The sequence below is a fragment of the Bacillus sp. 2175 genome (genome assembly GCF_057812155.1).
Map to the genome: position 1 here is coordinate 788,364 of NZ_CM173819.1, position 23,971 is coordinate 812,334.

At 36.8% G+C, this 23,971-nt stretch carries 26 protein-coding genes and 2 pseudogenes; 20 read left to right on the forward strand and 8 right to left on the reverse strand.

Annotation, left to right across the window (positions count from 1 at the left end; translation table 11 throughout):
- Nucleotides 1–41: 41 nt before the first annotated feature.
- From ACXKY9_RS04280 to ACXKY9_RS04330, 11 genes and pseudogenes are all read left to right on the forward strand, one after another.
- Nucleotides 42–912 (forward strand): annotated as a pseudogene (locus tag ACXKY9_RS04280) (alpha/beta fold hydrolase).
- Between the two features lie 78 nt (nt 913–990).
- A complete protein-coding gene (locus ACXKY9_RS04285) occupies nt 991–1,191 on the forward strand; it encodes a sporulation YhaL family protein (RefSeq protein WP_000449223.1) in 201 nt (66 codons plus the stop codon).
- A 397-nt stretch (nt 1,192–1,588) separates the two neighbouring features.
- Nucleotides 1,589–2,254 carry a DUF7018 domain-containing (lipo)protein gene (locus ACXKY9_RS04290; RefSeq protein ID WP_000644831.1) on the forward strand — a complete coding sequence of 222 codons (666 nt, stop codon included), beginning with the start codon at nt 1,589–1,591 and terminating at the stop codon, nt 2,252–2,254.
- The gene (locus tag ACXKY9_RS04295) at nt 2,214–2,384 is read left to right on the forward strand and encodes a hypothetical protein (RefSeq protein WP_002100810.1); all 171 of its coding nucleotides are present in this window, start codon (nt 2,214–2,216) and stop codon (nt 2,382–2,384) included. Before ACXKY9_RS04290 ends, ACXKY9_RS04295 begins: the two co-directional genes overlap by 41 nt.
- Before the next feature lie 229 nt (nt 2,385–2,613).
- Entirely contained in the window at nt 2,614–3,810 is a 1,197-nt protein-coding gene (locus ACXKY9_RS04300) for an oxalate decarboxylase family bicupin (RefSeq protein WP_000747522.1), read from the forward strand.
- Between the two features lie 385 nt (nt 3,811–4,195).
- Nucleotides 4,196–4,645, forward strand: a complete 450-nt coding sequence (locus ACXKY9_RS04305; protein ID WP_000577638.1) for a helix-turn-helix domain-containing protein — start codon at nt 4,196–4,198, stop codon at nt 4,643–4,645.
- A gap of 97 nt (nt 4,646–4,742) precedes the next feature.
- Entirely contained in the window at nt 4,743–5,303 is a 561-nt protein-coding gene (gene glpP, locus ACXKY9_RS04310) for a glycerol uptake operon antiterminator GlpP (protein WP_000394285.1), read from the forward strand.
- A 226-nt stretch (nt 5,304–5,529) separates the two neighbouring features.
- Entirely contained in the window at nt 5,530–6,351 is an 822-nt protein-coding gene (glpF, locus tag ACXKY9_RS04315; RefSeq protein WP_001272195.1) for a glycerol uptake facilitator protein GlpF, read from the forward strand.
- Between the two features lie 13 nt (nt 6,352–6,364).
- Entirely contained in the window at nt 6,365–7,855 is a 1,491-nt protein-coding gene (gene glpK, locus ACXKY9_RS04320; protein WP_000760011.1) for a glycerol kinase GlpK, read from the forward strand.
- 133 nt (nt 7,856–7,988) lie between these two features.
- Nucleotides 7,989–9,671, forward strand: a complete 1,683-nt coding sequence (gene glpD, locus ACXKY9_RS04325; RefSeq protein WP_000672799.1) for an aerobic glycerol-3-phosphate dehydrogenase — start codon at nt 7,989–7,991, stop codon at nt 9,669–9,671.
- Between the two features lie 57 nt (nt 9,672–9,728).
- Nucleotides 9,729–9,935: pseudogene (locus ACXKY9_RS04330) on the forward strand (hypothetical protein); the annotation flags it as partial.
- Nucleotides 9,936–10,359: 424 nt separating this feature from the next.
- Here the strand turns inward: ACXKY9_RS04330 and ACXKY9_RS04335 are convergent.
- The gene (locus tag ACXKY9_RS04335) at nt 10,360–10,515 is read right to left on the reverse strand and encodes a hypothetical protein (RefSeq protein WP_000469930.1); all 156 of its coding nucleotides are present in this window, start codon (nt 10,513–10,515) and stop codon (nt 10,360–10,362) included.
- A gap of 288 nt (nt 10,516–10,803) precedes the next feature.
- Between ACXKY9_RS04335 and ACXKY9_RS04340 the strand changes: the two genes are divergently transcribed.
- The 3 genes from ACXKY9_RS04340 to ACXKY9_RS04350 are packed head-to-tail and all read left to right on the forward strand — an operon-like array spanning nt 10,804 to nt 13,013.
- Nucleotides 10,804–11,337, forward strand: coding sequence for a sigma-70 family RNA polymerase sigma factor (locus ACXKY9_RS04340; protein ID WP_000344021.1), 534 nt, complete (start codon nt 10,804–10,806; stop codon nt 11,335–11,337).
- Between the two features lie 4 nt (nt 11,338–11,341).
- Nucleotides 11,342–11,749 carry a PadR family transcriptional regulator gene (locus ACXKY9_RS04345; protein ID WP_000390089.1) on the forward strand — a complete coding sequence of 136 codons (408 nt, stop codon included), beginning with the start codon at nt 11,342–11,344 and terminating at the stop codon, nt 11,747–11,749.
- 7 nt (nt 11,750–11,756) lie between these two features.
- Nucleotides 11,757–13,013: an FtsW/RodA/SpoVE family cell cycle protein gene (locus ACXKY9_RS04350; protein ID WP_001034651.1), complete on the forward strand. Its 1,257-nt coding sequence runs from the start codon at nt 11,757–11,759 to the stop codon at nt 13,011–13,013.
- A 6-nt stretch (nt 13,014–13,019) separates the two neighbouring features.
- Here ACXKY9_RS04350 and helD read toward each other — a convergent pair whose 3' ends face one another.
- The 3 genes from helD to ACXKY9_RS04365 form a co-directional block, all read right to left on the reverse strand.
- Nucleotides 13,020–15,356, reverse strand: coding sequence for an RNA polymerase recycling motor HelD (gene helD, locus ACXKY9_RS04355; RefSeq protein WP_001035432.1), 2,337 nt, complete (start codon nt 15,354–15,356; stop codon nt 13,020–13,022).
- Between the two features lie 433 nt (nt 15,357–15,789).
- Nucleotides 15,790–16,662 carry a peptidylprolyl isomerase PrsA gene (gene prsA / locus ACXKY9_RS04360; protein WP_000710068.1) on the reverse strand — a complete coding sequence of 291 codons (873 nt, stop codon included), beginning with the start codon at nt 16,660–16,662 and terminating at the stop codon, nt 15,790–15,792.
- Between the two features lie 423 nt (nt 16,663–17,085).
- Nucleotides 17,086–17,280 carry a hypothetical protein gene (locus tag ACXKY9_RS04365; protein WP_000172690.1) on the reverse strand — a complete coding sequence of 65 codons (195 nt, stop codon included), beginning with the start codon at nt 17,278–17,280 and terminating at the stop codon, nt 17,086–17,088.
- Nucleotides 17,281–17,395: 115 nt separating this feature from the next.
- Here ACXKY9_RS04365 and ACXKY9_RS04370 point away from each other — a divergent pair, with 115 nt between their 5' ends.
- Nucleotides 17,396–17,731: a YhaI family protein gene (locus tag ACXKY9_RS04370; protein ID WP_000383653.1), complete on the forward strand. Its 336-nt coding sequence runs from the start codon at nt 17,396–17,398 to the stop codon at nt 17,729–17,731.
- Nucleotides 17,732–17,736: 5 nt separating this feature from the next.
- Here the strand turns inward: ACXKY9_RS04370 and ACXKY9_RS04375 are convergent, their stop codons facing one another.
- The 3 genes from ACXKY9_RS04375 to ACXKY9_RS04385 form a co-directional block, all read right to left on the reverse strand.
- Nucleotides 17,737–18,294: an HTH-type transcriptional regulator Hpr gene (locus tag ACXKY9_RS04375; RefSeq protein WP_000834924.1), complete on the reverse strand. Its 558-nt coding sequence runs from the start codon at nt 18,292–18,294 to the stop codon at nt 17,737–17,739.
- 299 nt (nt 18,295–18,593) lie between these two features.
- Nucleotides 18,594–18,956: a YtxH domain-containing protein gene (locus ACXKY9_RS04380; RefSeq protein ID WP_000030299.1), complete on the reverse strand. Its 363-nt coding sequence runs from the start codon at nt 18,954–18,956 to the stop codon at nt 18,594–18,596.
- A gap of 179 nt (nt 18,957–19,135) precedes the next feature.
- Nucleotides 19,136–19,570, reverse strand: a complete 435-nt coding sequence (locus ACXKY9_RS04385) for an HIT family protein (protein WP_001016834.1) — start codon at nt 19,568–19,570, stop codon at nt 19,136–19,138.
- 562 nt (nt 19,571–20,132) lie between these two features.
- On the opposite strand from ACXKY9_RS04385, the gene ecsA reads away from it, so the two are divergent.
- The 3 genes from ecsA to ecsC are packed head-to-tail and all read left to right on the forward strand — an operon-like array spanning nt 20,133 to nt 22,801.
- Nucleotides 20,133–20,876 (forward strand): ABC transporter ATP-binding protein EcsA, encoded by a 744-nt coding sequence (gene ecsA / locus ACXKY9_RS04390; RefSeq protein ID WP_001292595.1) that lies wholly within the window; start codon nt 20,133–20,135, stop codon nt 20,874–20,876.
- Nucleotides 20,869–22,080 carry an ABC transporter permease EcsB gene (gene ecsB / locus ACXKY9_RS04395; RefSeq protein ID WP_001089103.1) on the forward strand — a complete coding sequence of 404 codons (1,212 nt, stop codon included), beginning with the start codon at nt 20,869–20,871 and terminating at the stop codon, nt 22,078–22,080. The genes ecsA and ecsB overlap by 8 nt, the downstream gene beginning before the upstream one ends.
- A 13-nt stretch (nt 22,081–22,093) precedes the next feature.
- Complete coding sequence (ecsC, locus tag ACXKY9_RS04400) at nt 22,094–22,801, forward strand: ecs operon protein EcsC (protein ID WP_000634139.1); 708 nt, start codon at nt 22,094–22,096, stop codon at nt 22,799–22,801.
- A gap of 40 nt (nt 22,802–22,841) precedes the next feature.
- Here ecsC and ACXKY9_RS04405 read toward each other — a convergent pair whose 3' ends face one another.
- Nucleotides 22,842–22,985, reverse strand: coding sequence for a YjcZ family sporulation protein (locus ACXKY9_RS04405; protein ID WP_000522761.1), 144 nt, complete (start codon nt 22,983–22,985; stop codon nt 22,842–22,844).
- 155 nt (nt 22,986–23,140) lie between these two features.
- Here ACXKY9_RS04405 and ACXKY9_RS04410 point away from each other — a divergent pair, with 155 nt between their 5' ends.
- Both ACXKY9_RS04410 and ACXKY9_RS04415 read left to right on the forward strand, forming a co-directional pair.
- Nucleotides 23,141–23,722: a TetR/AcrR family transcriptional regulator gene (locus ACXKY9_RS04410; RefSeq protein ID WP_000164832.1), complete on the forward strand. Its 582-nt coding sequence runs from the start codon at nt 23,141–23,143 to the stop codon at nt 23,720–23,722.
- Between the two features lie 2 nt (nt 23,723–23,724).
- On the forward strand, nt 23,725–23,892 hold the full coding sequence (locus ACXKY9_RS04415; RefSeq protein ID WP_000783813.1) for a hypothetical protein: 168 nt from the start codon (nt 23,725–23,727) through the stop codon (nt 23,890–23,892).
- Nucleotides 23,893–23,971 lie beyond the last annotated feature (79 nt).

The window sequence follows — 23,971 nt, forward strand, 5'->3', positions numbered from 1 at the left end:
TAAAAACTTTAAATAGCAACTCAAGAAAGGAGACGGGAACTTTGAAACGGTTTAAGTTTTATTTGATTAGCGGTATTGTGCTTGTTTTGCTTATCGTATGTAACTTCGTTGATAAGCCGATTGCGAAGGTTGAAGAAGTGAAAGATACTGTTATGATGAAGCTGAATACGAAAGAGAGTATGGCGCAAATTGATGGGCAGACGATTTATTTTAAGCAAATTGGTGAGGGGAAACCTCCGTTACTCATGTTGCATGGGTTTGGTGGTTCTTCTGATGGGTTTAGTGATATTTATCCGGAACTTGTACGAGATCACACGATTATAGCGGTTGATATTTTAGGGTTTGGACGTTCTTCTAAGCCAGTTGATTTTCAGTATTCGTTTCCTGCGCAAGTTAATTTATATTATAAGTTAATGAAGAAGCTCGGGTATGATCAATTCGCAGTACTTGGTCATTCGATGGGCGGAGAGATGTCTCTCAATTTAGCGTATTTATATCCGGATGCAGTGACGCATCTCATCTTGGCGGATGCTAAAGGGATAGAGTCTTTCCAGCAAAAAGAAAGTTATGAAGTACCACCGCTATCGACGGACTTACAAACTGTAACTGAGATTACGAAGTATAATAAAAATGAAGTAAAAAATAGTCGTGATGATAAAGAGCATTATGATCAGCTTACGAAAATGCGAGAGCGCCGCATTTTCGTAAGCTGATAAAATTAAGGCACCGACTTTAATTATATGGGGACGACATGATAAGAGTGTTTCGTGGAAAAATGGTGAACTGTATCATGGGCTATTTGCAAATAGTACGTTTCATATTATTGAAAAAGGATACCACGCACCGTTTCGTCAGGAACCAATTGAGTTTATGGAATATGTACAAGCATTTTTCGCGAAGCATCCACAATAAAAATTTTAAGCATAAATCCACTTCTTTCCTCATAGAGTGAAACTAATAAGGCTTGTCTAAGGAAAGGAATGAAGTAGAGTGGAAACTTTACCATGGTGGGTTTATCTTGTAATTGTTGGGATTGTATTAAGTGGCTACATGGTTTTATATACTTCGAAAAAAGAGCAAGATATGGATAATGAGTTTATCGAAAAAGAAGGCGAAGTATATATGAAGCGTTTAGAAGAAGAGCGTGAGAAACGTAATCAGGATAGTGATAAAGATTCGGTATTGCTTTAATAGAAATTTTGAAAGGTTACCACTTAGTAGAAATTATTGCCTAGGTGGTAGCTTTTTTCTTTTGAGGGAGCGGTATATGGTTCATCCACAATCTAGATAGTAGAAGATAAGGAAAGATACTATTTTTTCCTTAAGCTGAGAAGTTAACAATTTATTGTTAGCTTCTTTTCTTTGTGATTAAAATTTTCTTTTCGTTTAGTAAATTTCCTTTTAAAAACTACATAAATCCCTTTGACCAAATATGTAATTCTTTGTAAAATCTTATATATGGAAAGATTATGAATATACAGGAAATCTATGGATAGTAGATTTTAATAAATTATTCGGGGGGAATTTATTAGTTAAGTATATTAACTTGTTTGCACTACATTTTACAAATAAAGGGGTATTAGTAATCATGAAAGCAAAGAAATTAGTAAGTTTAGCGTTACCAGTTATGTTATTGAGTGGTTGTATTACAATTGAAACTGATGGTAAGAAAGCTGAACCAAAGAAAGAAGAAACGCAAAAGGTAGAGAAAGAGAATAAGACTTCTGAAAAAGAGAGTAAGTCAACTGATGGCAAGAAAGAGGATAGCTTATCTGTAGCGAAAGGTGAAGGTACAAACAGTAGTTCATCAAGTAGTCAACCAAGTTCTTCTTCAAATAATTCAACTTCTTCTAGTTCTTCAACTGGTAAGGTAACTGGTTCAGATGTTGAAAGGTACAAGGCAGATATCATAAATAGTGCTACTCAAATTGAAAATACAATGAAATTAATTGAAGGAATAGCAGATTCAGACGTAAAATCATACAAACAAAAGAAAAGTGAAGTACAACTGAGTTTAGGTGGAGCAAAGGCAACTGCTACAAAGCTGAAGAATCTACAAGCGCCTCCAGAGTTACAGGGAGAACAGGCGAAGATAAAGCAGTCGATGGAACTATATGCGGATTGTTTTCAACTTCTCTTTGATGCATTAGATCAGGAAGACGAAAGTAAAATGCATCAATCAGTAAGTAAAGCACAAGAAGGTTCGAAACTGTTTGAAGAGGCAGCGAAGAGTATCGGTAGTAAAACCAACTAAAAATAAAGTATTTAAAGGGGTATTTGTAAGTGCAGTTGGTGTAAGTGAAGAGTTAGGAATTAGTTATGGAAACACATTACAAATTTATCAAATGGACGATAATGTTCGTATTCGATATGTAAAACAATAAATAATTGGTGAAAAACTCTGTAATAAATTTTACAGGGTTTTTTGTTAGTTCTAGTTTATTTTTTTGTCTTCCTAAGCGCTAAGCATACTAGTATAAGTTGAGAAATGAACAAAACGATAATGATAGGCAGATGATGTAACTCCATAGTAACTGTAACCATCCAAAGCCCAATTCATACACTATGATGGAGGCTTTTTACTTACTAATTGGATGAAAAAGGAGTGTAATCATGAAGAAACGTACTGTTAATGAAGCGGGAGGGAATGTGCCACAACCAATCCGCAGCGACGGAGCAGGTACGATTGATTCTGGACCTCGTAATGTTATGCGGGATATTCAAAATCCGAATATGCTTGTTCCGCCTATAACGGATGCAGGATTAGTTCCTAACTTGAAGTTTTCATTCTCGGACACTTCTATGATTTTGAAACAAGGCGGGTGGTCTCGGGAGATTACTGTTCGAGAACTACCGGTTTCGACGACGATTGCGGGAGTAAATATGAGTTTAACGGCCGGTGGAGTACGAGAACTACATTGGCATAAAGAAGCGGAATGGGCGTATATGCTTTTAGGACGGGCACGCATAACGGCTGTTGATCAAAATGGACGGAATTTTATTGCTGATGTTGGACCAGGTGATCTTTGGTATTTTCCGCCTGGTATTCCACATTCCATTCAAGGATTGGAACATTGTGAATTTCTACTCGTTTTCGATGATGGGCATTTTTCTGATTTATCTACTTTAGCTATTTCTGATTGGTTTGCGCATACGCCAAAAGAAGTGTTGTCGGCTAATTTCGGAGTACCTGAGAGTGCTTTTCGTTCTATCCCTTCAGATCAAGTTTATATTTATCAAGGAGAGGTGCCAGGTTCGCTTGAAAGTCAGGAAATTCAATCACCGAAAGGAGAAGTTCCTTTAACATTTAAACATGAATTGTTAAAACAAAATCCGATTAAGACGCCTGGTGGTAGCGTTCGAATTGTAGATTCTACAAATTTCCCTATTTCCAAAACAATCGCAGCAGCGCTCGTTGAGGTTGAGCCTGGCGGAATGAGAGAACTTCATTGGCACCCGAATAATGATGAATGGCAATATTATTTGACAGGGGAAGCGAGAATGACTGTGTTTCTTGGAAATGGTACCGCTCGTACATTTGATTATAGAGCTGGCGATGTCGGATATGTACCGTTTGCGACGGGGCATTATATTCAAAATACAGGTACCGAAACATTATGGTTTTTAGAGATGTTCAGAAGTAATCGTTTTGAAGATGTATCGTTAAATCAATGGATGGCACTGACTCCTAAAGAAATAGTGGAGAGTAATATACATGTTGGCCCGCAAGTAATGGATTCCCTGCGTAAGGAGAAGAGGCCTGTTGTGAAATATCCGGGGTTTTCATATAGTCCGAAAAATGATGAGTAAAAATGAAAATTTGCGTTATTCTTTCTGGAGACTGATAAGAAGGGATGGCGTATTTTTTATGCCTAATCTAGTCTTTATCCCGCTATTTGCCGGGCAGTAAGACCCCACCTCAAAATTCAGCGGAAGCAAAGAAGTTAGGTGGGGGGGCGGGCTGTCCGTAAAAGCCCGATTGGTGAGGGTTGATTAAAGTTTCACTTTATTAGTATCCGTTCCTTGTATTATTGTTCGGGAAATTATTATTGGAGCATAGTATAGGGAAGATACATATAAAAGAGCGCCATTATAAGCTGTAACGCATAAGTTGCGCAGGAAATGCAACGATAACTAGCTTTACTCTTCATCATTTATTTGAACATAATGGGCATAGAGAGGTGATAAACACAGTATGATTTTTAGTGAGCGTTTAAAAGAAGAAAGGGAAAAAAGAAATTGGTCGCAAAATGATTTGGCTGAAAAAATTCATGTGAGCAGGCAATCTGTTTCGAAATGGGAGACGGGAAAGAACTATCTGAGCATTGAAATTATTATTCATTTAAGTGATCTGTTCGGTATTACAATTGATGAACTGCTAAGGGGTGATGAAGAATTGACGCAGAAAGTAATTGAAGATAGTAAGCAATTGGCGTATCCAAAATGGAAGGTGTTTTTTGATAGTCTATTTATGATAGGAGTATTTTTGTTTATTGCAAAAATCGTTGTATGGATGCTAAATAAGTTTGCTGGAGCAAGTATTACAATTGTAGCAGATGCACCATATGTAATGAATCTTTTACCCCTTGCATTCATGATTATAGGTGGTATGGGATCGGATAAGTTGAAGAAAATATATAGATAGAGGAAAGATTTGAAAGAAATCCCCTACACTGGCTGTTCTTTTCACTTAAATTGTGTACTATAAAGGATAGGATGACATAAAGAAGGGGATATAGAGAATGGAATTTCATGAACAGAAGATTTTGCCGGCAGTGAGGCAAATTAAAGATTTGGAAAAGCTATTACATAGTTCGTATGAATATATTGTTATTTTAGATATTCATGTCGGCCAATTGAAGAGTGTTATATCGCTTGCGAAGCAATATTGTAAAAAGGTGTTTTTACATGTGGATTTAATTCATGGTTTGCAGAGTGATGGGCATGCGACGGAATATTTATGTCAGGAGTTTAGACCGTACGGGTTACTTTCAACAAAGGCGAGCGTTATTATGAAGGCGAAGCAAAAAGGTGTTGTGGCAATACAACGCATCTTTTTAATCGATTCGAGTGCGATGGAGAAGAGCTGCAATCTTTTAGATAAGACGAAACCGGATTATATTGAGGTACTTCCTGGAGCATTAACGGACGTTATCGCTGAAGTGAAAGAGCGTACTGGTGTACCGATTTTAGCAGGTGGTTTTATTCGTACTGTAGAAGATGTGGAAAGAGCTTTAAACGCTGGTGCGACAGCAATTACGACATCAAAACGCGAACTATGGAAACATTACCAAAAAAAGTGACGAAAATGTGAATTTTTTCGTTGACACCGCTTTCATTTACGGTTAACATTATAGACAAGTTAATAAACGTGACGGAGAAAAGTAGAGATCCACATTTCATTGTTTCTATATAAATTTATATAGAAGCGTGCAAGCTGTGGGTCTTTTTCTTTTGACAAAAACGAATGGCCATTCATTTTACCTCTATCACATTTGGAAGCGTTTAAATTGATTGTGGAGGGATACTATGTCAGCATTTTTAGGAGAGTTAATAGGGACTGCGTTGTTAATCGTACTTGGTGGCGGCGTTTGTGCTGGTGTAAGTTTAAAGAAGTCGTTTGCGAAAGATTCTGGTTGGATTGTAATTACAATGGGCTGGGGCTTAGCGGTAGCGGTTGCAGCATATGCGGTTGGATCAATTAGTGGGGCACATTTGAATCCAGCTTTAACAATAGGATTAGCATTTAAGGGAGCGTTCCCATGGAGTGACGTACCTGGTTATATCGCAGCACAAATGATTGGGGCAATTATCGGGGCAGTTATCGTATATTTACATTACTTACCACACTGGAAAGAAACAGAAGATCCAGGAACAAAGTTAGGTGTATTTGCAACAGGTCCAGCAATTCCGAACACATTTGCAAACCTTTTAAGTGAAATGATTGGAACATTCGTTTTAGTATTTGGTATATTAGCAATTGGTGCAAATAAATTTGCAGATGGATTAAATCCATTTATCGTAGGTTTCTTAATTGTAAGTATTGGTTTATCATTAGGCGGGACAACAGGATACGCAATTAACCCAGCGCGTGATTTGGGTCCGCGTATCGCACACTTCTTCCTTCCGATTGCAGGAAAAGGCGGTTCAAACTGGAAGTATGCATGGATTCCAGTAGTTGGTCCAATTTTAGGTGGATCACTTGCAGGTTTATTCCATCAAGTTGTATTTGAAGGAAAACAAAATTCAGCACTTATTTATGTGATTATCGCAACTGTGATTGTACTAGCAATCTCTTATATGACAAGTAAAAAAAGCGGAAGCAATACAAATAGTAGAAAAGTAGCATAAGGGGGAAACCGATATGAAAAAATATATTCTTTCATTAGACCAAGGAACAACAAGCTCACGCGCAATTTTATTCAATAAAAAAGGTGAAATTGTTCATTCAGCTCAAAAAGAGTTTACACAACATTTTCCAAAGCCGGGCTGGGTAGAGCATAATGCGCAAGAAATTTGGGGATCTATTTTAGCAGTTATCGCAACTTGCTTAAGCGAAGCAGATGTAAAACCAGAACAAATCGCTGGTATCGGTATTACGAACCAACGTGAAACAACGGTTGTCTGGGATAAAACAACTAGTAAACCAATTTACAACGCAATTGTATGGCAATCTCGCCAAACAGCTGAAATTTGTGATGAGTTAAAAGAAAAAGGTTATAGCGAAATGGTTCGCGAAAAAACAGGTCTTTTAATTGATGCATACTTCTCTGGTACGAAAGTAAAATGGATTTTAGATAACGTTGAAGGTGCAAGAGAGAAAGCAGAAAACGGCGATCTATTATTCGGAACAATTGATTCGTGGCTTGTATGGAAACTATCTGGTGGTAAAGCACACGTAACAGATTATTCAAACGCATCACGTACGTTAATGTTTAATATTCACGACTTACAGTGGGATGATGAGCTTCTAGAAATGTTAACAGTACCAAAGAGCATGCTTCCAGAAGTACGTCCATCATCTGAAATTTACGGAGAAACAATTGATTACCACTTCTTCGGTCAAAATGTACCGATTGCAGGTGTAGCTGGTGACCAACAAGCAGCATTATTTGGACAAGCTTGTTTCGGTGAAGGTATGGCGAAAAATACTTACGGAACTGGTTGCTTCATGTTAATGAACACAGGTGAAAAAGCAGTAGCTTCTGAGCACGGTCTATTAACAACAATTGCATGGGGAATAGATGGTAAAGTAAACTACGCATTAGAAGGAAGTATTTTCGTAGCGGGTTCTGCAATTCAGTGGTTACGTGACGGAATGCGCATGTTTAAAGATGCAAGTGAGAGTGAAGTGTATGCGAGTCGCGTTGAATCAACTGATGGTGTATACGTTGTACCAGCATTCGTTGGACTAGGAACACCTTATTGGGATAGTGAAGTACGCGGCGCTATGTTTGGTGTAACACGCGGTACGACGAAAGAGCACTTCATTCGCGCAACGCTAGAATCTTTAGCTTACCAAACGAAAGATGTATTATGCGCAATGGAAGCAGATTCAGGTATTGAACTGAAAACATTACGCGTTGATGGCGGAGCAGTTAAAAATAACTTCTTAATGAAGTTCCAAAGTGATATTTTAGATGTTCCTGTAGAGCGTCCAGTGATCAACGAAACAACGGCTCTAGGTGCAGCATACTTAGCTGGTCTTGCGGTTGGATATTGGAAAAACCAAGATGAAATTAAAGAACAGTGGCATATGGACAAACGCTTTGAACCAACGATGGAAGCGAAAACAAGCGAAGAGCTATATGCTGGATGGAAAAAAGCAATTGAAGCAACAAAAGCTTTCAAATAATCATAAACAGTGTTATAATGGTGACAAGTTAATAATTCGGTAGGAGATTTGGAGAGACCACAACGCGCTATAGAGGCGAAATCTATAGCGGAGTTTGTGGTCTCTTTTTTCGTTATCAAAGGGAGGAATTACCATGAAATTTTCAAGTAAACAACGTAAAGACGTATTAAACGGAGTAAATAAACAAGAGTTAGATGTGATCGTAATTGGTGGAGGTATTACTGGTTCTGGTATTGCATTAGATGGAGCAACACGCGGGTTATCAACAATTGTGTTTGAAATGCAGGACTTTGCAGCAGGTACATCAAGTCGTTCAACGAAACTTGTACACGGTGGTCTACGTTATTTAAAACAACTTGAAGTGAAAATGGTAGCAGAAGTAGGTAAAGAGCGTGCGATCGTATATGAGAACGGTCCCCATGTAACAACACCAGAGTGGATGTTACTTCCATTCCATACAGGCGGTACGTTTGGATCATTTAGTACATCAATTGGTCTTCGTGTATACGACTTCTTAGCAGGTGTAAAACGAAGCGAGCGCAGAAAAATGTTTAACCGTGAAGAAACGCTGAAGAAAGAGCCTCTTGTAAAAAAAGAAGGATTAAAAGGCGGCGGTTACTACGTAGAATATCGTACAGACGATGCGCGTCTTACAATTGAAGTAATGAAAGAAGCAATTGAACGCGGTGCAAAAGCTGTTAACTACGCAAAAGTAGATGGTTTCTTATATAAAGATGGAAAAGTATGTGGTGTACGTGTAATCGATTTACTAGACGGTGAAGTATATGAAGTTTACGGTAAGAAAATTGTAAACGCAGCAGGTCCTTGGGTAGATACACTTCGTGAAAAAGATAACTCGAAAAAAGGAAAAGTACTTCAGTTATCAAAAGGTGTTCACTTAGTAATTGATCAAAAACGTTTCCCATTAGGCCAAGCGATTTACTTCGATACACCAGATAAACGTATGGTATTCGCGATTCCTCGCGGCGGAAAAACTTATGTAGGTACAACAGATACGTTCTACGATAAAGACGCAGCTGTACCACAAATGACAACAGAAGATCGCACATACATCATTAATGCGATTAACTACATGTTCCCAAGCGTAAAAATTACGGAAAAAGACATCGAGTCAAGCTGGGCTGGTGTACGTCCGTTAATTTACGAAGAAGGTAAGAGTGCATCTGAAATTTCTCGTAAAGACGAAATTTGGACTTCTGAATCTGGTTTAATTACAATCGCAGGTGGTAAATTAACAGGATACCGCAAAATGGCTGAAATGGTAGTAGACTACGTAACGAACTTACTACAAAAAGAAGGTCATAGCGCATATCCGAAGAGCGACACGAAACATATGCCAATCTCTGGTGGACATGTAGATGGTTCACACGGATTCCCAGCATTTGTTGCGAAAAAAGCTGGCGAAGGTACGAAATATGGTTTAACAACAGCACAAGCAGAAGAATTCGCGAAATTCTACGGCTCTAACGTTGACGTACTATTTGACTTAGCGAAAAAACATAAAGACGAAGCGAAAGAATACAACATGCCGCTTGACGTTCTAATCCCTCTTGTATACGCAATGGATTACGAAATGACAGCAAAACCAGTTGACTTCTTCGTACGCCGCAGAGGCACTGTATTCTTCAATATCCACTGGGTATACGAGTGGAAAGAAGCAGTAATCAACTACATGGCTGCGAAACTAGGCTGGAGCAAAGAAGAGCAAATGAAATACACAGCAGAATTAGAAAAAGCATTAACAGATGCTGTAATTCCTGTAGATCAACAAGAGCAAGCAGCTGCGTTAGCGTAAAATAGAGAACTACCTGAAGGGGAGCCTTGAGGTGGTTCTTTTTTTATGGAATATTCTTCTAACTATAAGAAAGCTCGTAAGTGGTATGTTATGACCTTTCTTGTTTGGGAGATATTACATTTACTAACTTTGTCTGATGTTTTTGATGTGTGGCGGATTGCTATAAATATGCTCGGTGCGTCGGTAGGATATCTTTTATTTATAAGCATGATACAAATAGATAATAAATTTAGGATAATGCGCAAGAAGATATTTGAAAATTAGCTTGCTATTCTGTAGTTTAAATTATACAAATTTAGTTTGATGGTAATAGAGTATTGCTGAAAACATAGGTGCTATATAGTGAGAGGATTTTTTATATTCGTAATAGGTGTTGTTCCTTGTTTACTCATACTGTTATGAAGCGGGTACATAATCCGTCTTTATTGGTGCTATAAATGATGAGAGCGGCACAGCTGAACTTGAAAAAGTCTAGCTGCGTTAGCGTAAAATAGAGAACCACCTGAAGGGGAGCCCTTTAGGTGGTTTTTCTCTTGACTAAAAATAAATAAAATGTGTTACAATGATGATAGAGTATGTAGTGTGAATTTTGCATAAAATAAAAAAGACAGAAGCCTGAGAAACTTCTGCCTTGTGTAACCTAACTTGCTATTGTGGTGGTAGTAGGTGCGGTTATAAGACAATTACATTAACGTTTTAGCCGAGAACCGCCCTTACCTTTTCCACGAAGCAGGGTGGTTCTCGCTTTTTTGTATACAGAAATTAGCCACGGACCGACGTATCTTCTACCGATGACAACGCCAGCTCCGGTTAGGATACCATACACTAATTTAATTATAAACATCGCGATTATATTATCACCTCCCCCCTTTTTCAAAATGGAAGAGATGATTGCCACACCTACTAGTTATAGCTTATTAAGTTACATTTTAATTGTATTATGTTTTAAAATAGGGAACAAGATATATGGATGAAAATTCCTGTTTTTAAGCAGAGCATTAGTGTCAGGGGAAAAGAAGTAAATAAATATTCATAAAAAAACGGTATGGACATTACCATCCGTATTTTTTTATGTATTTATAAAACTTTTTCATACAGTGCGTCGTCTAATATATGGGAAGGAGGAAATGATGTGGATGAATTAACGGTAGAAGCGTTTGAAATAGAAGATAAGGAACTCCTTATCGATGAAATTATGAACAAGTATGGACAAGAAGTCCTGCAGCTTGTGTATTCATATGTAAACAATAAAGAGATTGCTGAGGATGTAACGCAAGATATATTTGTGAAATGCTATAAATTTCTGCATACATATAAAGGGAAGTCGAATGTGAAAACGTGGTTATGGAGAATTGCGATTAATCAATGTAAGGACTATATAAAAAGTTGGTATAACAACAAGGTGATCGTGACAGAGGATGAAGCTGCTTATATGGGGGTTCAAAATGGTAGTGTCGAACAAACTGTCATTCAAAATGCGGAGGACCGTGAACTGGCTTCTGCAGTAATGAATTTACCGATAAAATATCGAGAAGTCATTTATCTATTTTATTATGAAGAGTTATCAATTAAAGAGATTGCTATAGTAATAGACGTAAAGGAAAATACGATAAAAACGAGACTGAAAAAAGCGAAGGAGCTTTTGAAGAAAGGATTGGAGGAATAATCAAATGGAAGATCAATTAAAAGGTCTGCGAAAATCAATGGAGAATACAACGTTTAAACATTTGAGTTTTTCTGATCAACATCGAAAGCAGGTGCGCGAAAAAATCAATGCTTCAAACGAGAAGGAAGAGGACATCTCTTTAGCGATTTTACAACTCCTCAGTAATGAAAAAACAGGGTACGAATTGTCACAGCTACTACGAGGGAGAGGGATTCGGAAATTCGAAGGAAATGAAGGGTTTTTATATACCGTATTACATCGTCTGGAACAGAACCGTTTGATCCAATCTAGCTGGGATCATGCAGGAGCGAAATATTATCAATTAAACGATAAAGGGAGAAAGATGCTGCGAAAGGCAGAAAAAAATGCTACGAAGGTACAATTTATATTAAAAGGCTTAGTACAGGAGTGAGGAGAAATTGAATAAAAAAGGGGAGCGTTTTGTAAGCGAAGTTACGAATTATATTAAATCAAAAGAAGCGAAAGATTTTGTAGCAACGGAACTAGATTTTCACCTAAAACAGGCGAAGAACACATGGATAGAAAAAGGTTTGAGCGAGGAAGTCGCTGAAAATAAAGCGGTGGAACAAATGGGAAGTCCGATTAAACTAGGGCAAGAACTTAATAAACTTCATAAGCCAAAGGTGGATTGGTTTTTACTTATTTTATTAGTAGCTGCTATGGGATTAGGTTTTTTACCAATAATCGCTTTTGGGCATACGGATGATTTACTAATGAACAAAGTAATTTTTGTAATTCTTGGGATTGCAACAGCCATTGGGATGATGTTGCTTGATTACCGGAAGCTAGAGAGGTTTGGATGGCTGTTTTATACAATTGGAATACTTATCTTGTTAGCTATAAAATGTTTTCCGACTATTTCTATAAATGGGGAAGCGTTAATGAAAATTGGTCCCATCAAAATTGACTGTTTAATGACGATACCATTCTTTTTTCTAGCCTGGGCTTCTTTTTTTAATAACAGTAGATTAAAGTTTATACATCTTTTCATGTTGTATTTATTTTCTTTATATCTATTTTTAACGACATCGATTATGGTGCCAATTTTCATCTATATGACGATGGTATTCGTTATGCTTTGGTGGAGTAAGATAGGAAAGAAAACAGCATGGCTCATTACAATGTTACCAATTTTTCTTCTTATTATTAGAGATCTATTTTCCTGGTCTGCTGTAAAAGAATACCGGATAGCTAGAATTTTAGGGTTTTTAAACCCAGAGCATGATCAATGGTATTTACGTTTAAAAGAGGCAATGGCATCGGCAGGTTGGTTTGGTACATATGGAAATATAAAGTCTATCCCTGCTACTCATACTGATTTTGTATTTGCAAGTTTGACTTACTATTATGGATATGTGCTTGCGCTAGTTCTTGTCTTGATTTTGTCTCTTTTTGCAGTAAGAATAATGAATATAGCTTATAAAATAAATGATGGTTATGGTAAATTACTCCTCGTTGGTGGAGTAACTCTTTTTGTATTCCATTTCGTTTATAACGTTGGCATGATTCTTGGGATATTACCACGTGTTTCTATATCATTACCCTTTATTAGTTACGGCTTGATACCAACTCTGTTTCATGCATTTATAATGGGGATTGTGCTGAGTGTATATCGACGTAAAGATATTCCTTTTAGAATGAGAAAAACACCTTGATGATTATCAAGGTGTTTTCATTATAAGCTCAAAACTCTCCGAATCAGCTCCAAGTATAAAAGGACTAACCTCGCCAACGCTATAAAGTTGCAATTCATGCATTGCGCGTGTGCAAGCAGTGTAGAACAATCTACGAACGCTCTCATCGCTGTACACATCTTTAGAAGCATTGTAAATAATAACAGCATCAAATTCAATACCTTTCGCTAAGTAAGCAGGGATTACGACAATCCCTTGCTCATACTCGGCTGAGTTACTCTTCACGAGTTTAATATTATCGATATGATTAAGTGCTTCGTATGCAGCTGCGCTTTCAGCTGCAGATTTACATATAATTGCGATCGTATTGTGCTGCTCTTTTTGTAGTTCAGCAACTTTGGCAGTAATACGTTCGTGCAGTTCGTTGACATTCGATACTTTCGTCACTGTAGGTTTCTCGCCGTCACGTTCAAAGGCGTGAATGTTCTTGCCTTCCGGTACGAGAGCACGTGTAAATTCAATAATCGGTTTTGTTGAGCGGTAGCTACGAGTTAAGTTAATGCCGTTTGTTTCGTCTGGACCGTATAAATTTGTAAGTGTATCGAAATTAACCGTTTCACTCGCATGAGCAAATATCGCTTGGTTAAAGTCTCCGAGTACAGTCATTCTTGCAGCAGGGAAGAGACGTTTTAAAAACTCGAACTGAAACGGCGAATAATCTTGCGCTTCGTCTACGAGTACGTGTTTAATCGATCTGTTCGTTTGGAAGCCTTCAATTAATTCTTTTAAAAGTAAGAATGGAGTCGCATCCTCGTAATATAGTTTTCCTTCATCAAGCATGTTTACTGTTAAGGAGCAAATGTCATCCCACTCTTTCGGTTTTTTCTCAGTAACCCATGATGCATCTGTGAAAAGTTGTTTATATATGCCTGTGAAATTGATAAAGCGTAATGTTTGAACGCCTTTACGCAGTGGCTTCAATTTTTTACGGACAATCATACGTCCAAGTACTCTCGTTTCTTTTTCAAAATCATTAAAGGAGTTGTCGTCAAACTCGCCTTTTTTCTGTAAATATTTATAAGCTTTTTGGTATTCATCTTTACTAAGTAATTCAATTTCTTCTTCTACCCAAGGCTTTTTCAGTTCTGCTTTTTCAAGTGCATCTATTTGCTTGTTTAGCCAATCCGTTAACTTCTCAATTCGACTATGGAAGCGGAGGGAGGAGTCGGTATTGTAAAATTGTTCTGTAATTTCTTTCGCAGAAACAATCAGTTTCCCTCTAAATTTCATTCCTCTAAATAGCATGCCTGAAGATTCAAGAGATTGTCTGTACGCTCTAATCATCTCGAAAAATTGAGTAGATGCCTTAAATCGAATGCTCGCATTTCTCGTTTTATAGGTAGGATTATTCGTTTCAGTTAACATATATTCTAATTGTTCATAAGGATCTTCAACGTCAAATGACTTACTTAGTCTATGGTTTAAATATTCTTGGAAAGTCACTTGCTGCATATTTTCTTCGCCGAGTTCAGGTAGTACGTTAGAAACATAGCTGTTGAACATAGAGTTAGGGGAGAAGAGAATAATTTGATCTGCTTTTAACCATTCGCGATATTTATATAGTAAGTAGGCGATTCGTTGCAGGGCAGCTGACGTTTTACCACTACCAGCAGCTCCTTGCACGATAAGGAGTCGGCCTTCATCGTGACGAATAATTTCATTTTGCTCGCGCTGAATTGTAGCAACGATGCTCTGCATATGTTTATTCGTCCCTTTTCCGAGCGCTTGCTGCAAGATTTCATCACCAATTGTAAGGCTCGTATCGAACATAGAATCAATCTCGCCATTTTGAATAATGTATTGTAATTTTTTCTCCACATTACCGTGGATTACGCCGCCTGGTGTACTGTATTCAGCCGGTCCTGGTGGATAATCGTAGTACACACTCGAAATAGGTGCGCGCCAGTCATATATAAGGAAGTTTTCTCCGCTTGCATCAGTAAGTGTAGCGACGCCGATATAAATTTGATCCGCGGCAGATTCTCCTTCTTCTTTGAAATCAATTCGTCCGAAATAAGGTGCTTTATGCATGCGTCTTAATGCGGCAAGTCGATTAAAGGTGTGCTTATGGGTAATTTGTGTGACAGCTAGTGACTGAGCTTGTTGTCTTAAGTTGATAACTGTTTCAAGATAATCATCGAAAGTATCAGTATTCACTTTCACATCATCCCAAAAGTGTTTACGAATATTGATTACTTCTGCTCGGCGTCTGCCAGTTTCGTTTTCCAGTTTATCAATTTGCTCCGTAATTGTTTCAATTACGGTATCCAATCTTTTTTGCTCTAGATCAAGTTTTTTGTTCATACGGTAAGCACTCCTTTAAAAGTGAAAAATAGAGGTTGACTGAAGATGTGTTTTGGTGTACAATTAAGATACGGATAAATACGTTCCTTTTGTTTTGTAAAACGTGTTTCTGTTCTAATTTAACATAGTTTTTTCATTTAATCAATGATAATAAGATAAACCTTGGTTCTACGTGGCGTGGATCAAGGTTTTTTTGTGTTTGAAGAGGGAGTCACGCTTGTTGTCGTTTTTTGTCGGTAAGTCGATATATTTCGAAAATCGCTGATATAATTGGAGTTGCGCTGATATATTTTGAAAATCGCCGATATAATTGGAGTTGCGGTCGATATATTTGAAAAATCGCCGATATAATTTCATTTACCGAATCTAGATTAACTACTGAGAGAAGAGGAGATAAAAAAAGCTCGGGCCTAAGCCCAAGCTTTTTACTTCATTATTTCTTTTCGTCTTTTTTATCGTCAGCTTTTTGCTCTTTGAAAAGATCTTTTAAATCTTTATCGTCAACTTTTACGTCAGCTTTTTTGATTTCTTTCATCATAAGATCGTTCATAAATTGAGCATCTTGTGTTTTTTCTTGAACTAGTGCTTTTTTAATATCAGCTTTTGCTTTATCGAAAGTTGCATCTGCGTGATTATCAGTTACTTTAATAATATGGTAACCAAATTGTGTTTTTACAGGTTCGCTTACTTCACCTTTTTTCAACTTTTGAGCTGCTTCTTCAAATTCTTTTACCATTTTTCCTGGTCCGAAGAATCCTAAGTCGCCACCTTTTTCTTTTGAGCCTGTATCTTCAGAGTATTGTTTTGCTAATTCTTCGAAAGATTTACCTTGAGCAAGTTCATCTTTCACCTTTTTAGCAGTTTCTTCATCTTTTACAAGGATATGACTTGCTTTAATTTCTTTTTTATAATCCTCGAATTTTGCTTTTAAATCTTTATCAGTAATCGATTGTTCAACCGCTTTTTCTTGAGCTAATTGAGCGCGCACACTATTTTTAATAGTTTCTTCTTTAATACCTTGTTGTTTCATTAGTGTATCGAATTGATCACCGTATTGTTTTTTCATTTCATCGAACTTTTTGTCTACATCTTTGTCTTCAACTTTGTAGTTTTTAATAAGTACTTTTTCCATAACCATGTTATTTAGTGTTTGTTTACCAGTTTGTGAATTTTTCATTTGTTCGTAGAATTCTTCTTTTGTAATGTCACCAGCTTTAGATGTAACAATTTTGTCTGATGATGATGTTCCACATGCTGATAATGCGATTACACTTGTTGCGGCTAAGGCAAGCATAGCTTTCTTCATTCGATAAACACTCCTACTATTATGTATTTTTAATTTATCCTACACCGATGAATTTTCATTCATAAGAGCCCGATTAAGTCTCACTGATACTTTTGCTTTTTTATATTGGTAAAGCGCGCTTAACAGGGCTTACCGTGGCTGAGGATAAAGTTTTGATGAATGTTTTGTTCTATAGTATAAGCAATATGTACAAAATTTAATATATCATATTTCGACGCATTTTCATATTGATAAAGAAAAATTAACCAGTACGTGTCAGATTTTGAAAGTGTGCCATATTGGGCGTATGCCGCATATACAGAATAGAGGAGGGGATGGGGATGAATTCTCAACTTATTTTATTACTTGTACTGTTTATTTTATTGGTTATTGTAGGTATAATTTGCTTATAGAGGAAAAAAGTGAGGAAGGGGCTTTCCTTCCTCACTTTCCATGAAATATAATTTCTATATAACTAGAAATTAATAAAATTGTTATACATACATTAATAACCCGAAAGACACCGGGCTGGCGGCTCGCAGCTATTTGTTTTCGTTCACACAGTGTATGTGTCATGAAATTCGTGTAAAATATAACAAGAAGTGCGAATGCGACAAAAACAACTGTTATAAGTGTCATGAGGCGAGACCTCCTTTTGGCTAAAATACATATACATATATTGTATCACACGATATTTTGTTCGTGTTACAAAATTCAGAAATAGAAGACTTTGTGTTAGAAAGTGAGGGAGAAAATGGACGTTGTTAGAAGATTAGAACAAGCTGAATACTATGTAGACTTATTATTTAAAATGATTGATGAAGAGAAGTGTCCATTTTATTCTTTGATCATAAAGAAAAAAGCTCGTAAAAAAGATATTGAACGTATACTAAATCTTTGTGAAAAACTGAACGATCAATATGTAGTGGAGAAAGCAGAAGGGCTTCTTTTGTTCGATGCGCTGTTAGATCAATTTGAAAAAGCGCTTCCACATCAGCTCGAAGTACACGAAACTGCGGAAGCGCTAGCAAAACAAGGTTTATTTAAGCCGCTTATGAATGAATTCTTAAGCATGATTGCGAAAAAATAAATAGATTATTTCTTAACTAACTTTTGATCGGATTCTGTAAAGTTCTCTTCAATATCTTCTAATGATTTCTCAAAAATATCGATAAAGTCTTGTCCGTAAATGTTACGCAGGATTGCAATCAGTTCGATATTTTCTGGGAACTTCCCATAAAAATTACGAAGTGCAAGAGCCCCATTAAACACTGAATTATTTTCAGGATCATACTCTTCCATTAAGCGAAGTAGTAATTCTTCCCCTTTGTCTGTAATTTCAATGTACGTATTTCGTTTATCATCTTCCTTTTTCGAGAATACAAGATAGCCGCGTTCTTCCAGCTTTTTCGAGAAGTTAAACGCTGTTGATACGTGCATAACTCCAAACTTAGCAATCTCAGAAATAGAAGCCCCTTTTAAATGATAAGCGATTGTTAAAATATGATGTTCATTAATATTTAAATCGTAAGGTTTAATCCACTGCTGCCAATCTTTCTCTACACATTTCCATAACGCTTTCGATAATTGAGCAATGCGTTGGCTGAAAATCATCGCTTCTTTTACCGAGTAATCTTTTTCTCCACTTTTCATTTACTCACCCACTTTAACATTCTTTTTTCATTACTATCTATTATGCCAGTAAAATAAAAATTAATAAAGTCTTTTTGTGAGAATTGTGAAAATTTTTCGGAAAAATGACATTCTATACAAATCATGCATAACTATGGAAGCGTTTTATGAGTCGTGAATACATACGTTGTCCTTACATGTTAAGTGATAACATATATTGTAAATGCATAAAAACACGGCATATCTATATGATATGCCGTGTCAAGGTCAATTTATATAAAAAATATTTGTTATATGCAAAAAACTAAGCAGGAATTTGTTTACGCTTTTTCTGGAACAGCTTCTTGTAGTTTCTCAATTGACTTTTGGATGTCCAAAATTTCTTTCTCAATATGGCGCTTGTTTTGAGAAATATCTTGCTTCCAGTTAGAAAGCGTGTCTTGCATGTCATCTTTTAATTCTTGAAACACTTCTTTACCTTCTGAAGCAGTTTCAATAATTTGACGCTTTAATAATTTCGTATCAGCTGTAATATCAGCTAAAGTCTTTTTAATATCATTTCCTTTTTCTTTTAACTTGCCGCGCATGTCTTTACCAGAAGAAGGAGTTGAGAAAAGAACAGCTAGTCCAGCAACTGCTCCGCCGCAAATAACACCTGTAATAAAGGATTTAGCTTTTGACATAAAAGGAGACCTCCTTATTTTTTGTTCGTATTCATGATGGGAAAAATATGCATATCTTTCTTATATGTGCTATGCACAAACAATCATCCCTGAGCATTTTAAGTAAAGAAACAAGCCATGCGGAATTTGATGACTTCAGGGAACTGGCTTGTTATGTATTACGCCTTCTTATAGTGTCATTATTTCACACTATTTGCAATTGTACTTGCGATGTTTTGTAAATTTTCCATAGTGTATTCATTTTGGTGTGATTTCCAAACAGCACCGAAACCATCTTTTTCACCGTAGCGTGGAATTAAATGAAGGTGGAAGTGGAACACAGTTTGTCCAGCTTTTTCACCGTTATTGTTAAGTAGGTTAAAGCCAATTGGATTAAACTCTGCTTTAATCGCATTTGCGATTTTTGGAACGACAGAAAAAATGTGTGATGCGATTTCTGGCGTTAACGCAAAAATGTCTTGTTTGTGAACTTTTGGAATAACAAGAGTATGTCCTTTTGTTACTTGACTAATATCTAAAAATGCAAGCACATGTTCATCTTCGTATACTTTTGAGCAAGGGATTTGCCCGTCAATGATTTTACAAAAAATACAATTGTCTGCTGTATGATTCATTGATCTCATCCTTTCAAATATCCTTAGCCGTATTTTACCATAATTATATAAGAGAACAAACACGAAAAACAGGAAGCTGACTCAGCTTCCTGTTTTCTGAAGAGGGATTGAAAAAGCATTATCGTAATTTACGTTTCGCAGACACCTCATTTATTTAAGAAATGCACGGTAAATCGGCTAAAGTTTCTGCCGTAGACACCCCATTTTCAAGTGAAATGAATTGCAATCTTTTTTAAAATGAAATTGTTTATTTTTTAAAACAGTATATGCTCTTTCAGAGACACCCCGTTTCGAAAATGAAACAAATGATCTGGTTATGTGTAAATTTCATTGTCCAACTTGGACACCCCATTTCATGATGACTTCACTATGTTGTTGTACTCATCAATTGGTGGTTGCTTTTTCAATGTGTTCCTTCTTCAATAATTATGATGTCCGCTTTCGGAAAAATATATGCTAATAAATTTAAAAAATTTTTTTGAGTACATGGATACTATGTAGTACAGCATAATTTTTGGTAAGATGAATATAGAATGAATACTAATGAAGAAAGTGGTGTCGTATGAGCGAGTTATTGCGTGTAGAAAATGTTACAGGAGGATATACGAAACGACCTGTATTAAAAGACGTTTCGTTCTCTGTTAATAAAGGCGAACTTGTCGGCTTAATCGGTTTAAATGGAGCTGGTAAAAGTACGACGATTAAACATATTATCGGTTTAATGGAACCGAAAAAAGGAACTGTCACAATTAATGGGAAAACAATTCGTGATGATATGACAGCGTACCGTTCTAGCTTTTCATTCATTCCGGAAACGCCAGTATTATATGATGAATTAACGTTAGAAGAGCATTTGAAATTAACAGCTATGGCGTATGGCATTGATGAAAAACAATATGAAGAACGTGTAGGACAACTACTACAAGAGTTTCGTATGAAAAATCGTTTAAAATGGTTTCCATCTCATTTCTCAAAAGGAATGAAACAAAAAGTAATGATTATGAGCGCATTTTTAGTGGAGCCATCTCTTTACATAGTAGATGAACCTTTCGTTGGATTAGATCCGTTAGCGATTCAATCCCTTCTTCAAATGATGGACCAAATGAAAAAGAGTGGTGCCGGTATTTTAATGAGCACACATATTTTAGCGACGGCAGAGCGTTATTGTGATTCGTTCATTATTTTGCATCAAGGTGAAGTAAGAGCGAAGGGAACGCTATCTGAACTGCAATCACAGTTTAATATGCCAGGTGCAACGTTAGATGATATTTACATCGCGCTAACAAAGGAAGAAGATTATGAATAGCACAGCGTTATGGAAAGAACGATTTCGTCACTTTCTAAAAGAAGTTCGTACATATAGTAAATACGTATTTAATGATCATTTGAAATTTATTTTCGTGTTCATCATTGGTGCGGGAGCGTATTATTACCAGCAATGGTTACAAACGTTAACACCTTCGTTTCCGGCGGCGCTCGTAATGGCAGTATTAATTGGACTCGTGTTAACGGCTGGATCCATTCAAACGTTATTAAAAGAAGCGGATCTCGTTTACTTGCTGCCAGTTGAACAAAAATTAAAACCATACTTTACAAAGGCGTTTCTTTTTACGTTTATGATTCAGTTGTACATAATCGCAATTGTAGCGGCAGCGCTTGCTCCGTTATACTTCCAGCAAATGAAACAAACAGGAGCGGCTTACATATGGATTGTACTCGCGTTTGTCATCGTAAAAGCGTGGAACTTATTCGTAGCATGGGAAAAGTCATTTTTAACAGATCAAAATATACAAAGAGCTGATTGGTTCATTCGTTTTATTTTAAACGGCTTATTTGTTTATTTCCTTTTAGAGCGTACTTCCGTTATGTTTATTGGTGGAATCGTCCTTCTCATGGTGTTATACCTCGTAGTACTGCATCAAATGGTGAAGGGAAAGCCGCTAAACTGGGAGTATTTAATTTCTGAAGAAGGTAAGAAGATGATGCTGCTGTACCGCATCGCGAACATGTTCGTTGATGTACCAGCATTAAAAGAAAGAGTAGCACGCAGAAAATGGCTCGATTTCATTCTTTCGATGATTGGTGAAAAGCGTACATATTTATACTTATATACGAGAACGTTTTTAAGATCAGGTAACTATTTTGGATTATATGTGCGTTTGCTCGCTCTTGGAGGAGTTATTTTGTACTTCATTCCGTTTTTATATGGACGATTTATCGTAAGCCTTATTTTCCTATACTTAATCGGTTATCAGCTCTTAACTTTATGGAAACATCACCGCATGAAGATTTGGCTTGATTTGTATCCGGTAGGGGGAGAAGAGAAGAAGAAAGATTTTCTTACTTTATTAAACGCGATTCTAATCATCGGGAGCGTAATCTTTACAGTTATATTTGCACTAGCAACGAAAGATTTCATGATGACAGGAATTTTACTTATCGTAAGCATATTATTTAGTATCGGTTTCGTTTACCAATACGGGGCGAAGCGCATTGAGCGTTTAAATTGAAGGGAATGAACCTATGATTACATATGAAGAAAAGGTTATAAAAGAACTGGAGCAGTGGAAAGCTACATTTATGAAAGATTCTTCTATGATGACACGGTTCTCAAAGAAAGTGCAGACGAAGGTGCAACAGCTCATTCCGGCGAAAGTACAAAAGGTATTAACAGAGACGATTCGTATGATGGTGCAAACAATCAGCGCCGGGTCAAACTTTATAAAGCCGAAGCTAAAAGAGACGACATGGTCACTGCAAAGACGTGACGATGAAGTTCGTAAAAAAATGGATGAGTATAAAAAAATAGCAGCGGCAGAAGGGGCAGGGACGGGGGCTGGCGGTATTCTCCTCGGTCTTGCTGACTTTCCGCTTTTACTCGGCATTAAAATTAAATTTTTATTCGATGCAGCGACATTGTACGGATTTGATACGAGCAACAAAGAAGAGCGCCTTTTTATCCTTCATGTTTTTCAGCTTGCCTTTTCAAGTGACGATCACCGAAAAGAAATATGGAAAGCAATCGAAACGTGGGATACAGAAGAAGAAAATCATATGGACTGGGAAAAGTTCCAAACAGAGTACCGAGACTATATCGATTTAGCCAAAATGCTGCAGCTCGTACCAATAATCGGTGCCCCGGTAGGCGCATATGCGAACTATCAACTACTGCAAAGACTCGGAGAAGTGACGATGAATTGTTATCGTATGCGATTGCTGAATAGGGATTAAAAAGAAGGCGTCCTACATGTGTAACGTAGGACGCCTTTTCTTAGAAGCCAAGTCCGATATAGCTAACTCCAACTATAATCAATACGATAAAAAGTACAATGATTAATGAAAATCCGCTCTTACCAGTTTGTCCTGCTTCACCGCCGCCATTACCACCACTACCGCCATTACCACCAAGCCCCATATGATATCCTCCTTATTGTTATATGTTGCTTTTACTTTATAACTTTCTGTATTTTCTGATAAACACCTTCTGTAGTGCTAACTAAATTGAAAATCATTTCGTTTTGTTTTATAATTTACTTACCGACCGGTAAGTAAAAATAAGTGAGGTACAGTATGACGAAGAATTTACAAACATCGCAAAACATTGTAGAGGCTTCATTTAAACTTATGGCAGAACACGGCATTGAGAAGATGAGTCTTTCCATGATTGCGAAAGAGGTAGGTATTTCAAAACCGGCTATTTATTATCATTTTTCTTCTAAAGAAGCGTTAATCGATTTTTTATTTGAAGAAATTTTCTCTGGATATCATTTCGTGAGTTATTTCGATAAAGAGCAATATACGAAAGAAAACTTTGCAGAAAAGTTAATTGCTGATGGTTTACATATGCTCTCTGAATATGAAGGGCAAGAAGGGATATTACGCGTTATCAATGAATTTCTCGTAACTGCATCGCGAAATGAAAAGTATCAGAAACGCTTATTTGAAATACAAGAAGATTTCTTAAATGGTTTCCACGATTTATTGAAGAAAGGCGTAGAACTTGACGTAGTGTCACAACATGAAACGGAAGAAAATGCTCATACGCTAGCACTCGTGATTGATAATATGAGCAACTATATGCTCATGGGATTCCAGTTAAAGTATAAAGAAATTTGGATTCGAAATGTGAAAAACGTAATGAAGGAGGAGTAAAGATGAAAATGCAAAAAAACTGGTGGCTCGGTTTTCTTGGATTTATTGGGGTTTATAAAATACCAGGTATGATTGAAGCTTTTCAAGCGGATGGAAATTGGATGAAGTTAATCGGTTTCATTTGGCTACTTTGGTTCGGATATTTTATTCCTGAGAAGAAAGAAGATTGAATTTCAATTTTCTGTAAAGTTACGTAAAATATAGATTGAGAGTATTCATATATTAGATTACTAGATTTGGAGTGGTTAC

Bases quoted from the DNA above. Each gene is read 5' to 3' on its own strand.
- ACXKY9_RS04335 (WP_000469930.1), bottom strand. From the start codon at position 10,515: ATGTTTATAATTAAATTAGTGTATGGTATCCTAACCGGAGCTGGCGTT.
- ACXKY9_RS04365 (WP_000172690.1), bottom strand. From the start codon at position 17,280: ATGACACTTATAACAGTTGTTTTTGTCGCATTCGCACTTCTTGTTATA.
- glpD (WP_000672799.1), top strand. From the start codon at position 7,989: ATGAAATTTTCAAGTAAACAACGTAAAGACGTATTAAACGGAGTAAAT.
- helD (WP_001035432.1), bottom strand. From the start codon at position 15,356: ATGAACAAAAAACTTGATCTAGAGCAAAAAAGATTGGATACCGTAATT.
- ACXKY9_RS04305 (WP_000577638.1), top strand. From the start codon at position 4,196: ATGATTTTTAGTGAGCGTTTAAAAGAAGAAAGGGAAAAAAGAAATTGG.
- ACXKY9_RS04370 (WP_000383653.1), top strand. From the start codon at position 17,396: ATGGACGTTGTTAGAAGATTAGAACAAGCTGAATACTATGTAGACTTA.
- ecsC (WP_000634139.1), top strand. From the start codon at position 22,094: ATGATTACATATGAAGAAAAGGTTATAAAAGAACTGGAGCAGTGGAAA.
- glpP (WP_000394285.1), top strand. From the start codon at position 4,743: ATGGAATTTCATGAACAGAAGATTTTGCCGGCAGTGAGGCAAATTAAA.
- prsA (WP_000710068.1), bottom strand. From the start codon at position 16,662: ATGAAGAAAGCTATGCTTGCCTTAGCCGCAACAAGTGTAATCGCATTA.
- ACXKY9_RS04345 (WP_000390089.1), top strand. From the start codon at position 11,342: ATGGAAGATCAATTAAAAGGTCTGCGAAAATCAATGGAGAATACAACG.
- ACXKY9_RS04410 (WP_000164832.1), top strand. From the start codon at position 23,141: ATGACGAAGAATTTACAAACATCGCAAAACATTGTAGAGGCTTCATTT.
- ACXKY9_RS04375 (WP_000834924.1), bottom strand. From the start codon at position 18,294: ATGAAAAGTGGAGAAAAAGATTACTCGGTAAAAGAAGCGATGATTTTC.
- glpF (WP_001272195.1), top strand. From the start codon at position 5,530: ATGTCAGCATTTTTAGGAGAGTTAATAGGGACTGCGTTGTTAATCGTA.
- ACXKY9_RS04415 (WP_000783813.1), top strand. From the start codon at position 23,725: ATGAAAATGCAAAAAAACTGGTGGCTCGGTTTTCTTGGATTTATTGGG.
- ACXKY9_RS04300 (WP_000747522.1), top strand. From the start codon at position 2,614: ATGAAGAAACGTACTGTTAATGAAGCGGGAGGGAATGTGCCACAACCA.
- ecsB (WP_001089103.1), top strand. From the start codon at position 20,869: ATGAATAGCACAGCGTTATGGAAAGAACGATTTCGTCACTTTCTAAAA.
- ACXKY9_RS04385 (WP_001016834.1), bottom strand. From the start codon at position 19,570: ATGAATCATACAGCAGACAATTGTATTTTTTGTAAAATCATTGACGGG.
- glpK (WP_000760011.1), top strand. From the start codon at position 6,365: ATGAAAAAATATATTCTTTCATTAGACCAAGGAACAACAAGCTCACGC.
- ACXKY9_RS04380 (WP_000030299.1), bottom strand. From the start codon at position 18,956: ATGTCAAAAGCTAAATCCTTTATTACAGGTGTTATTTGCGGCGGAGCA.
- ACXKY9_RS04405 (WP_000522761.1), bottom strand. From the start codon at position 22,985: ATGGGGCTTGGTGGTAATGGCGGTAGTGGTGGTAATGGCGGCGGTGAA.
- ACXKY9_RS04290 (WP_000644831.1), top strand. From the start codon at position 1,589: ATGAAAGCAAAGAAATTAGTAAGTTTAGCGTTACCAGTTATGTTATTG.
- ecsA (WP_001292595.1), top strand. From the start codon at position 20,133: ATGAGCGAGTTATTGCGTGTAGAAAATGTTACAGGAGGATATACGAAA.